We start from the raw sequence: 11,785 nt of genomic DNA on the forward strand, positions 1-11,785 counted from the left end.
ATTCCAGGAATAGGAACCGATACCAATGGAAATCCTCGGCTTGGACATCGGAGGGAGCGGCATCAAGGGCGCCGTAATCGATACGAAGTCCGGCGAAATGAAATCGGAACGCTTTCGCCTGAAGACCCCCCAGCCGGCAACGCCCGAAGCGGTCGTTGAGACAGCGGGCAAGGTCGCGGAGAACTTCAACTGGTCCGGCCCAATTGGGTGCGGCTTTCCGGCAGTCGTCAAAGATGGCGTGATCTCTACGGCAGCCAATATCGATAAATCGTGGATTGGGCTGAATGCGGAGAAACTGCTGGGAAAGCGCACAGGTTGCCCGGTTGCCGTTGCGAACGACGCCGATGTGGCGGGAATCGCAGAAGTTGCATTTGGAGCTCCCGACGGTGGGTCGGGAGTGGTTTTCTTTCTGACCCTCGGAACCGGGATCGGCACGGCGCTTCTCAATCAGGGTCAACTCGTCCCTAACACGGAGCTAGGCCATTTGATGCTCGGGAAGGTCGAAGCCGAAGCGATCGCATCGGAGGCTGCGAAGAAACGCAATGATATGGACTGGGAGTCCTGGGCGAAGAACTTGAGTCAGTACTTGAATGAACTGGATCGTCTGTTCTGGCCGGATCTCTTCATGTTCGGTGGTGGCGCGGTGAAGAAGTACGACAAGTGGTCGCCTCACCTGAAGACGCGCGTGCCCTGCATGCCCGCAAAGCTCAAGAATCTAGCGGGCATCATCGGAGCTGCGTTAATGGCTGAACGGCGGCTTGTGAAGTAGGCTCCCCGCCTCAGATCACCGGCTCTTCTTCCTCTTCTGCACTCGGCGGTGGAGCGGACATCATCTTCACGCGAAGTTCTTCTGCGAAGTGCGCGCGGGTGAGTGCCACTTCACCGGTAATCTTGTTTTCATGATACAGCCTGAGCAGGAACTCGTCCATCGTGACCATGCCTTGCTTCTTTGAAGTCTGGATGGTCGAGATGATGCGGTTCGTCTTGGCTTCGCGGATCAGGTTCTGCACGGCCGGCGTATTGTGCAGAATCTCGTAAGCGGCGAGACGGCCCTTGCCCGAAGCGTGGGGAAGAAGCGTCTGCGCAATGATCGTGCGGAGAGCGATCGCGAGCACGGAACGGATCTGCTCCTGCTGGTTGGCCGGGAAGGCGTCGATGATACGATCGATGGTGGCGGAGGCGCTAATCGTGTGAAGCGTACCGAAAACCAAGTGGCCCGTTTCAGCAGCGGTCAAGGCGGCTTCCATCGTTTCCAAGTCTCGCATTTCGCCGACGAGAATCACATCCGGGTCCTGACGGAGGGCGCCACGAAGAGCGTAAGCGAATGAGGGCGTATCCACGTGAACTTCACGTTGTGTCACGATCGATTTCTTGTGTGGGTGCGTGTATTCGATCGGGTCCTCAACCGTGATGATGTGCGCGTATCGGTTGACGTTGATGTAGTCGATCATCGTGGCGAGCGTCGTCGTCTTACCGGAACCCGTCGGGCCCGTCACAATACAGAGACCGCGGTGTGCGTGGAGCAGCTCGATGATGGATGCTTTGGGAAGACCGAGAACATCGAATGGCAACAGGCGGGACGGGATGAGTCGCATGACGATGCCAAGATTACCGCGGGCGCGCAGACAGGCGACGCGGAAACGAGCCTGTTCGGAGTAAGAGTACGCGAAGTCGGCGGAGCCGTGCTCCTGGAGCATCTGCTGATAGCGGGGCGGCGTGATTTCACGCATGAGCCGCTCCGTGTCCTCAGGCGTCAAGACGTCCGGATCGACCACGTCGAGAATGCCACTCACGCGCATGACGGGGCTCTTGCCGACCTGCAAGTGCAAGTCGGATCCGTCGCGCTCGACGATGATCTTCAGCATTTCATTCATATCCATCATGATGACAAATACTCCTTCGCGCGCACTGCCGTTTGTGCCACACGGTATGATCTTGGTCGAGATTGTCCAAATTCCGTGGGGAAAGCAAGCCGCCTTTCGGGCGGAGTCGGAAGAAATTCCGCCATTCGAAAGATCGATTCAAAGCAAGTACCCCCAGGCTTCTGCCTGGGGGTACGGACAGTCATCGGGCAAGTCACCTACTTGACCTTCTCGAGCTCCTGGCGCAAAAAACTGGTGCTCGGATTGAACCCGCGCCATGTCGGCGTCATGTTGGAATCGAACACGGCCACATACGGAACGCGGAAAATTCGGTACTTGCGCAGGATGTGCTGCACTTCGTTAGCCGGCGTCTCCAGGCAAATGAAGCGGTTCTTCAGTTCCGTCACGAGCGCCGGGTCGGTGTTGATCTGTTCCATCAGTTCCTGGCTGTACTTCGAGCCCGGCAGAGTGATCACCCACAGCAGCGGAGTATTAGAGTCTGCTGCCATCTTGAAGGTATCTTCACGTTCGATGTGCCACTTCAGGGCGTTGCCCCAGCGGTTCTCCTCGGCCTGACGCTGAGCGCCGTCGGGGAAGCGCGGCGTGTAGCCTGCGTACCACTGGCCGTTGCGCTGGAAGATCTGGATGACGGAGTTACCGTCCTGGCTGACCTGAAGCACCGATGGGTCGGAAAGCCACTGGCGATTGTTGACGACAAGCTTGAACTCCAAGGTGCCTTCGGTCAGGGGGCCAAGATAGCCTTCCCACACGTGCGGAACATTCGTGACACTGAGCTTGTGATAGTCGTCAAAGACCGCGCGATCGCTGATGCCGGTCCAGCCATCCCAGGAGCCGACAGCATGGACGGACTTGGCCTGGCGACTGAAGAACCGAACGCGGAGATAGGGCTGGCCGTCGGTATTCTTGACCAGCACGACGGGACGCATCAACTGGTTGGGGATCTTGGGCGGCCAGGGGGGCTCCGTCAGGGAGAACTCAAACGAGGAACCCATCAGGCCCGCCTGTCCGGGCGTGTTGTCGAAGTCATCCTTGGCACGCGGAAGATCGGATGGTCCGGGCATCCAGCCGTCGGGAGCTCCGTTGACGCAATACTTGAAGATGTGCGTCCCGGGGGTCAGGGGGTAGAAGATTTCGTACACGCCGTTGTCATCAGGTCCGTACATACGGGCCGACGGGTCGGTGACGGTGTAGCCGTCGGATCCGGCCCAGCCGTTGAATGTTCCGGCTAGGTAGACAGACTGGGCATCAGGCGCTTTGACGCGGAACAAGACGCCGATTGGCGTGTGGACAAGCGGCAGTGCCTCGGCCTGCGGCGCTGCCATCATTGCCGTTGGAATCAGTGCCAACAGGCAGAGGAGGATGAAGATCGGATTTCGTTGTCGACGCCGCATGCTCCCAAACTCCTTCATTAAGCTGATTGTTGCGCCTCTTTGTTCTGTTCCCTGAGGTCGGCGCATCGCTCTAAACACTAGGTTTGCATTTGGAAGGTGTCCAGCCAATTCCGACGCTGGAGTACACATCCCGGTCCGTTCATTCTAACAGACCCGCCCGAGGACTGGTGAAGTTTGGACCGTTTCCACTATCCTGCCAAGTGATTTTCTCGGCTAGGACAGTCTCACGGTACGTTTCACAGGTAGAAGGGGCAACAAGAAGTCGTGTAAAACCCGATGATAGATTCGGTCATCCGGATATGAGAACGGGCCGGCATTGAGCCGGCCCGAGTTGCGTTCTTGAAATTGCAGGACTGGGAATTACTTCTTCTTGTCCTTGCCCTTGGCCGTCTTCTCGGCAACCGGCCCCTTGGACTCGATAACCTGGTCGATGAGCTTGTATTGGACCGCTTCGGCCGCGGAGAGGAATTTGTCGCGATCGGTATCCTCGCGGATCTGGTCCATGCTCCGACCGGTATGGCTCGAGAGGATCTCATTCAGGCGATCCCTTATCCGCAACATTTCCTTGGCCTGGATCTCAATGTCGCTGGCCTGGCCCTGCATGCCGCCAAGGGGTTGATGGATCATGACGCGGGCATTCGGAAGGGCGAAACGCTTTCCGTCGGTGCCTGCAGCGAGCAGAACGGCGCCCATGCTGGCGGCCTGGCCAACGCATGTCGTTGCGATGTCCGGCTTCACAAACTGCATGGTGTCGTAGATCGCCAGGCCGGCCGTGACGCTGCCGCCGGGCGAGTTGATGTACATGTTGATGTCTTTGTCCGGATCCTGGCTTTCCAGGAAGAGGAGCTGGGCCGTCACAAGGCTGGCCACCGTGTCGTTGATCGGGGTGCCAATGAAGATGATGCGGTCCATCAGGAGCCGGGAGAAAATATCCATCGAGCGTTCGCCGCGCTCGGTCTGCTCCAATACGAAGGGGACGTCCATTATCGCTTCCTTCCTGTCCTATTTCTTCTGCTCGAGTTGCTTTTTGCTGACTACGATCTGGTCGATGATGCCGTACTCCAGCGCTTCTTCCGGTCCCATGAAGTTGTCGCGCCGGCAGTCGCGCTCGATCTGCTCGACGGACTTGCCGGTGTGATCCGCCATGATCTGGTAGAGCCGCTCGCGCAGGCGAATCAGCTCCTGGGTCTGGATTTCGATATCGAGGGAAACGCCGCGGGCACCGCCGCTGGGCTGGTGAATCATGATCCGGGAATTCGGGAGGGCGAAACGCTGTCCGTCTGCCCCGGCCAGTAGAATCACGGCGCCCATGCTGGCTGCCTCGCCGATCACCGTTGTGGAGACCTGCGGCTTGACCAGTTGCATCGTGTCGTAGATCGCTAGGCCTGACGTGATCGATCCGCCGGGCGAGTTGATGTAGATGCTGATGGGCTTGTCGGGGTCCTGGCTTTGCAGGAAGAGCAATTGCGCGCAAACCAGGTTGGAGAGCCGATCGTCGAACTCGCGGTTGATCAGGATGATTCGATCGACCAGCAGTCGGGAGTACAGATCGAAAACGCGCTCGCCGCGCTCGGTCTGTTCGAAGACGCGCGGAACGGGGATGTAGTAGACTTCATCCTCGTCGTGGGCGACAGGCCGGCGGACGCCCTTGTGGGGCGTCGCCGTTGCCTCGATCGCCTGGCGGACTGCCGGTGGCAAGTCCTGAGGCGTGAACATTACTCGCTGCCTTCCTCGCCGGCCGCTTCACCGGCGGCTTCTTCCTTTTTCTCGACGACCTTGACGGCCGCCTTTTCAATCAGCATGTCGTTGATCTTACGCATGCGAACGTTGGCGCGCAACTCCTCAAGGGCCTTCTTGGCCTCGAGCTGAGCACGAACGGACAGGGGCTTGCGGCCCTGGGCTTCGGCGATGCGTTCGATTTCCTTGTCCAGATCCTCGTCGCTGACTTCAACGTTCAGGTGACGGCCGATCTGGTCGACAATCAGCATCGTCTTCACGTCGCTGCGGGCTTCCGTACGAGCCTTGTTGACGAAGTTCGTCAGCATATCGCGGCCGAACTGACGCAGGCTGATTCCCATCTGGTTCAGGCGGTCTTCGGTCTGTTCCAGCGACTGGTGGGCCTTGTGCTCGACGAGGCTCGGCGGAATGTCGAAGTCCACGCGATCGCGCAGCACGTGGTGGATCTCGGTCAGGGTTTCCTGGCGCTTGCGATCGTCCTCGACCCGCTCCAGTTCCTTGCGGATCTCAGCCTTCAGGTCGGCGAACGTCTCGAACTTGTCGGAAACGTCCTTGGCAAACTCGTCATCGAGTTCGGGCTGGATGCGCTTCTTCACTTCGTGAATCGTGATCGCGTAGTGGTACTTGTGCGAATGATCGCCGTGCGCCTGCTCGATGTCGGCCTCGGCGGTATCGCCCTTCTTCTTGCCGGCCAGGGCCGCCAGGACGCCTTCGGGCATGTCCTGCTTCAGGTTCTGGGAGTAATCATTGTCTCGGCACATATCGGAAATCCGATCGCCGCTGTCCGGATCGGTGACGACGAGATCGTAGCTCAGGGCGTCGTTCTCTTCGAAGGCGGCATCGTCGGCCGCTTCGTAGGTCGCGTTCTGGGCACGGAGGGCTTCGATTTCCTTCTCGACGCGCTCGTTATCGACGGGCTGCTCGGTGACTTCGACTTCGATGCCGGCGAGCGTCTCGTCCTCGACTTTGATCTCAGGACGAATCTCGAGGACGATCTTGGCGACGGCGCTCTTGTCCTCGCCCTCTTCCCAACCTTCGAACCCGGGCTGGGCCAGAACTTCGTAGCCCTTCTCTTCGCCAATCAACTCGGCCAGACGCGGAACCATCTTGCGAACGGCTTCGTCACGGGCCGGACGGCCGTAGTGACTGCGAATCAGAGCGACGGGAGCCTTGCCGCGGCGGAAGCCGGGGATGTTGGCGTAGCGCTTGTACTCGGCGAGGACCTCGTCGACCTGGCCCTTGAAGGTGTCTGCCGGAATCTTGACCTGAACCCGCACCTGGGAGCCCTCGATGGCTTCGGCGCTGAGCACCTCGTGGGGGATCTGCTCATTCTTCTTTTCGATAACAGAGGTCAAGGCCTCGCCTTCGGTCGCTTGGGCCTCGGCGTTTGTCGAAGTTTCTTTGTTTTCCGCCACGTCGGTCTCCTCGTTGTGGTGTTCATCTGCGTGTTTTGGGCCTGGAGCCGGCACCATTGGGGGCAATTCGTAAGCGTATTTCGCGCCATCTTCGGACTGGGAAACGGAGCGAAACCACTGCGCGATTGCAGGCGAATACAGTCGCCGCCAATCGGAGCCCCAACTGCCGCGCATCAAGCAGGGGCGGGAGGATTAGCGATCCCCCCCCTTGCCCATCAAGCAAAAAGCGCCCGAAAAGGCGCGATGAAATGCGGAAAACGGCGAGAAGCGCTCTCTGGAGTGGGCGGATCATTCCGACACGCTCCACGGGATTGTCTGAAGCTGTTGACCCGATGCCCTGGAACAGTCGATCCTGGGGGCAGTGGATTGTCACTCTGGCGATCCCACACATCCTCATTTGATGGGAATACTGGGGGCTGAACAGATAATGATTCGACACCTCTTGATTGCGCTGGCTGTTTCCAGCGCCACGCTACTGCCGGCTGCTCCTGGCAAGGCCGGAACGGTCAGCAAACTGAGTCCCGATCTCCGTGCGGCGATTCAAACGAAGGACTCCGAGGCTGTGCTCGCCACGATCGTCATCGATCGAGATGCCGATCCGGCACCGATCGCCGCTCTGGTAGAAAATGCGGTGATCTCCCGCCAAGTGGGGCCGATCCGGTGGATCGTCTGCAAGTCCTCGCCGGCGTCGCTGGCCCGAGCGGCAGAGCGTCCGGAAGTTCGGAATATCGTGTCCTCAGAGACCTATCAGCCAGCCACGGCGCCTCCGGATCCGGAGCGCGACAGTGCCGCCGAGGCTCGGACGATTGTGCCGCCAAAGAGGCTTCTCTCCCCCGCCGCTCGAACACGAAAGGTCGCGGACATCCACAAGGCTCCTGCCGCCTGGGCCAAGGGCTACACGGGCGAAGGCGTCGTGGTCGCGATCGTCGATACCGGGGTGGATTTCGGACATCCGGACCTCAATGGTACTCAGGCGCGGATCCAAAGCGGACCGTATGCAGGATGGCCGTTCGCGTACGATACTCTCTCAGGATACTATTATGCACTGAATACGACCTACGTGGTCACGCCGAGTAACTTCTGGAACATGACCGGGTACTCAGCTTATGCTGAGACTGTGGCCGTAACCAACCCGGTCTGCGACGGCGGCACCTGCACGGCAGACTTGACCACTCGCGACTCGAATGGGACTGAGGTGACGAAGAGCATCACCTGGCCGGCCACTTCGATGAGTGGTGAGTACCGCTACGGGGTGCATCCGGATCCCTCACTGATCAACATACAGAGTTATCTCGGAACAGGTTATATCGCCGGCTCCGGCATCCCCTCCTTCTTCGTTCTGATCGATGAAGGAGAGTCGGGAGTCTACGATACCGTTTACGTGGACCTGGACGGAGACGGGTCGATGCTCGACGAGAAGCCGATGCGAAAGGGCGATGAGTTGGCCGGAGCCGACTTGGTGGACGCGTCCGGCACGGCGGGAACGGATGGGACGTGGGATATTTCTGCGGGCATGTTGACTTGGATTTCAGATGGAGTGAACACACCCCCTGGCATGGGAACTCTCTATCCGGATTTTGCATCCGTTCCCGACGCGGGCACGCTGGTGGCTTTTGTCAGCGACAGCGACACACACGGCACCGGTGTCGCAAGCGACGTGGCTGCGCAGGGCGTCATTACGGATCCTAATCTCAAGGGGTTGACGAACCCGTTGCTGGCCGGCGGTGCCGATGCTAGTGGCGTTGGGGATCCTGTCATGACGGGAATGGCGCCGGACGCGAAACTGGCGGCCTTCGAGCACGGGCTTCACCTGACGTACGATGCGTGGACGTTGGCTTCCCTCGGTTTTGACGGCCAGCCGCAGACGGGCGATGAGGCAAACATCGTCAACAACTCGTTCGGCTCAAGTTCTGTCATCGAAGATGGCTGGGATTACGAGTCGCGATTCGTGCATGCCATCAATGCCGGCGTTGCGCCGAACACGGCGTTTCTGGCTTCGACAGGAAATGGCGGACATGGATACGGCACGGTCGCAACGCCAAGTGGCGGTTCGATCATCGGTGTCGGCGCGAGCACGAACTATGGCTCGATGACGAACTACGGATTCGTGACCCCAGAGCAGATTACATGGGGGGCCGTGCAACCATGGTCCAATCGTGGCCCGGGCATGGGCGGCGAGATGGGCGTCTCGATTACTGCCGTTGGCGCCTGGGGAACCGGCGCGTATCCGCTCAACGTCATCGGCAATGGCGAAGCGGCCTATCGCGCGTTCGGTGGAACGTCGATGGCGAGCCCGATCGCTTGTGGTGTGCTGGCCCTTGTGCACGAGGCATTTGCAGAGAAGCACGGCCGCTTCCCAACGTGGGAAGAGGCAAAGGAACTGCTGCAGAACGGCGCGCGAGACCTGGGCTACGATCCGCTGACAATGGGCGCCGGTGATGTGGATGCGGATCTTTCAACTGACATTGCTGCCGGAGATTCGTCGGCAGTGACGCCTTCGGAATGGCGAGCAGGCGATTTCGACGGCATGACCTATCCGAGTTTCCCCAACGTCGTCTTTGCTGGCGATTCGACGCAGGAGACGTTCGATGTCACCAATCCGAGCGGATCGAAAACAGACTTCCCGGTGTCGGCGGAACACTTGAAGCGCGTCTATCAGGAGAACTTCACGGTAAATCTCCCTTCGGGCGATCCGCCGGACTTCATCATCCCCACCTACCTTCGCGAATTGACCGACGATATTGCGTTGTACGATCCGGATCTTGTACGCGTCCAGGCCGTCTTCCCGTTCTCGGAGTTCGACGCAGGCAATGATTACAATATCGATAGCCGTTGGCGTGTCTGGCTGTACGATTGGTCGGATCGAAACGGAGATACGAATCTCTGGACCGACACAAACGTCGACGGTATGGTGCAGTCTTCAGAAATCGATATCGATGGCGATGGAATCCAGGAATACACACCGATCAGTGTCGGCTACGTCTCCGGGACATACCTGGAGGCCTCTGCCGGACGCGATGTCTTGAGTCGTGCGAAGGATGGAGTCTTCTTGGGCCTGCAGCGTCGCACGGGGACGAATGCGATGTCGGTTCAAATTCGCATCACGTACTTCAAACGCACTGCGTGGGATTGGATCACTCTGTCGGAGAGTTCCGTCTCCGTTCCCGCAGATGGCGCCTCGAGTTTCACCGCCACATTGTCTGTTCCCGCCAACACTCGCCCCGGCGTCTATCAGGGCATTCTGAAAGTGGGGACGCAGACAGTTCCGATTGTTTCGCAGGTTGCGGCCAACGACGTGGCATTCGATTTCGGTGCTGCCTCGCTGGTCGAACCTGCCGGAGAATATCCCTACGACAATGGTCATGTGATGGGAGGTTTCGATTGGTCCTGGCGCTACGAAAGTGGCGACTGGCGTCTCTTCCCATTCGTCGTTCCGGGCGATACAAAAGCCGGGACACAGATACTCGTGGAGACGAACTGGGATGCACTGCCGACGGATGTGGACTCGTGGCTTTATGGGCCACATTTGGATGAGTTTTCCGACGCGAATCAGGCCTTCTTCGGTCCTTACGGACAGGAGCAGATTGCGGGCAGTGCAAACCTGAACTTGGGCGGTGGACTCTTTGCCGTTGAAACGGCAACCGGCGGACCGACGGAGGCAATCGGCGCGATCGCAGAGCCAGGTTATCATTTCCTGAGCCTGCACAACGTATCGAGTAGCGGCGCGAAGATCGCCGAACCGCTCGTCGGCAGCACGTATGCCATTTCATTCGATCCTTATCCTGCGACCGGCACTGGCAGCACGGGCAGTTGGACGCAGAGCATCACGAGTACACGAGACATCCCGCAGGGTTTGTCCGTATCGGCCTTTGGCCTAAGTCAGCCGGTCCATCTGACCGATCAGACAATCGACCAAGACGATCCCAACAACGTCTGCACCGCGAGCTGGACGTACTCACTGGACATGGCCAACGGCGCCTATTTGAAGGTCGTCACGAGCACCAGTGCGAGCATGGATATCGACTTGTTTGTCTATCGTGATAATGGCGACGGGACGTTCAATTGCGGATCGGATTCACTGCTCGGATCGTCGACGACGTCGACTTCGAATGAAACGGTCGAGCTAAAGCAGGCGCAGTTGCCGGATGGGAAGTACTTCGTTGTTGTGCACGGTTGGTCTGTCCCGGGCGGGTCGCAATTGTTCGATATCGATATCGAAGGAATCTACGGTTCCGGACTGACAATTCCTACGCCTCCTTCTGGTCCAGTGACGGCCGGCACGCCGGTCGAGTTCACGGTCAATTGGTCCAAGCCATTGGAAGGTGAATACGAAGGCATGATCCTCGTCGGACCAAGCAACATCTCCGAAATCCTCCGCATTCCGGTAGTGATCGGCGATAGGATGGCAACCGACGCAGATGCGTGGATGCTTTGGTGAGTTGAATCGATGTTCTGGCTGGGACTCTAAGATCGCGGTCGTAAGACCGACAGGTGCGACAATTCGTCGGTGCCGCCGTGCAACATGATACGGTTGGGCTCGACGATGCCAGGAAGACTCCCCTGAAATATGGGGACGCAGACGACTGAGATCACTCATGATCGGGGCCGCCTCGTAGAGAATGGGGCGGCCCCCTGGCATCTCCGTTGCTCCTCTCAACGCATGTATCAACCACGAGGTACTCAGGCAAGAATGAGGAAAGCCTGACGAATCCCCTGCAAAGGAGACTGAATATGCGTGTGCAAGCCACTCTTCAAAGATACTCTGGAATCTTGTTTATCGCACTCCTGACGAGTGCGACTCCGATTGTGCTGACGGGCTGCGCCGGAAACGAAAAGGATTTCGATGATGCATCCGACAAGGTAGAAGATGCCGCGGACGAAGCAGGCGATCGCGCGGAAGACGCCTGGGAAGATGCCGGAGACGCAATCGAGGATGCCGGCGATGAAATCGAAGATGCGACGGACTGACCTTCTGAAACGGTCGGCGAGGCGCACCGCACTCGGTGCGTTCCCCGCTGGTCTCGTTCGTCTGGATGTGGAAAGGAGATGATCGATGGATTATGGATATTCCCTAGTTGGACTGCTGATCCTTGTGCTCGATGTGGTCGCGATCGTCGACTGCTTGAGTAATCCCAGAAGATCCGTCCTGTCCAAGGTTCTATGGATGCTGGCCATCCTGATCTTCCCATGCATCGGGATGGGCGCCTACTATCTTGTGGGGCGGCAGCCTGGCTGAGCCTCTCCGCGCTCACGAATTCCTAATCGCAGAAGAAGAAAATCCCTTTGCCAATGAGCCAAGGTCTGTGGACGCTTGGAGTCATCGGGGTTGAGGTCCTCCCCGAAGAGACCCTAAGCTGAA

General features: G+C 58.8%; 9 protein-coding genes. 4 read left to right on the top strand and 5 right to left on the bottom strand.

Going from position 1 to position 11,785, the window contains the following annotated elements; all coding sequences use genetic code 11:
- The first annotated feature begins 25 nt into the window (after positions 1-25).
- Positions 26-769 carry an ROK family protein gene (locus KQI84_01770; GenBank protein MCB2153587.1) on the top strand — a complete coding sequence of 248 codons (744 nt, stop codon included), beginning with the start codon at positions 26-28 and terminating at the stop codon, positions 767-769.
- Positions 770-779: 10 nt separating this feature from the next.
- Here the strand turns inward: KQI84_01770 and KQI84_01775 are convergent, their stop codons facing one another.
- The 5 genes from KQI84_01775 to tig all read right to left on the bottom strand — a co-directional run bounded on the left by KQI84_01775 (position 780) and on the right by tig (position 6,426).
- The gene (locus KQI84_01775; protein MCB2153588.1) at positions 780-1,883 is read right to left on the bottom strand and encodes a type IV pilus twitching motility protein PilT; all 1,104 of its coding nucleotides are present in this window, start codon (positions 1,881-1,883) and stop codon (positions 780-782) included.
- Between the two features lie 197 nt (positions 1,884-2,080).
- Positions 2,081-3,274, bottom strand: coding sequence for a hypothetical protein (locus tag KQI84_01780; protein ID MCB2153589.1), 1,194 nt, complete (start codon positions 3,272-3,274; stop codon positions 2,081-2,083).
- A gap of 360 nt (positions 3,275-3,634) precedes the next feature.
- Positions 3,635-4,258 (bottom strand): ATP-dependent Clp endopeptidase proteolytic subunit ClpP, encoded by a 624-nt coding sequence (clpP, locus tag KQI84_01785; protein ID MCB2153590.1) that lies wholly within the window; start codon positions 4,256-4,258, stop codon positions 3,635-3,637.
- Between the two features lie 18 nt (positions 4,259-4,276).
- Positions 4,277-4,990 carry an ATP-dependent Clp protease proteolytic subunit gene (locus KQI84_01790; GenBank protein ID MCB2153591.1) on the bottom strand — a complete coding sequence of 238 codons (714 nt, stop codon included), beginning with the start codon at positions 4,988-4,990 and terminating at the stop codon, positions 4,277-4,279.
- Complete coding sequence (gene tig / locus KQI84_01795; GenBank protein ID MCB2153592.1) at positions 4,990-6,426, bottom strand: trigger factor; 1,437 nt, start codon at positions 6,424-6,426, stop codon at positions 4,990-4,992. Before tig ends, KQI84_01790 begins: the two co-directional genes overlap by 1 nt.
- 427 nt (positions 6,427-6,853) lie before the next feature.
- Here tig and KQI84_01800 point away from each other — a divergent pair, with 427 nt between their 5' ends.
- From KQI84_01800 to KQI84_01810, 3 genes are all read left to right on the top strand, one after another.
- Positions 6,854-10,864, top strand: a complete 4,011-nt coding sequence (locus tag KQI84_01800; protein MCB2153593.1) for a S8 family serine peptidase — start codon at positions 6,854-6,856, stop codon at positions 10,862-10,864.
- A gap of 329 nt (positions 10,865-11,193) precedes the next feature.
- A complete protein-coding gene (locus KQI84_01805) occupies positions 11,194-11,394 on the top strand; it encodes a YtxH domain-containing protein (GenBank protein ID MCB2153594.1) in 201 nt (66 codons plus the stop codon).
- Positions 11,395-11,479: 85 nt separating this feature from the next.
- Positions 11,480-11,662: a PLD nuclease N-terminal domain-containing protein gene (locus tag KQI84_01810; GenBank protein ID MCB2153595.1), complete on the top strand. Its 183-nt coding sequence runs from the start codon at positions 11,480-11,482 to the stop codon at positions 11,660-11,662.
- Positions 11,663-11,785 lie beyond the last annotated feature (123 nt).

It is taken from the genome of bacterium (assembly GCA_020444065.1).
Classification (GTDB): Bacteria; Sumerlaeota; Sumerlaeia; order SLMS01; family JAHLLQ01; genus JAHLLQ01.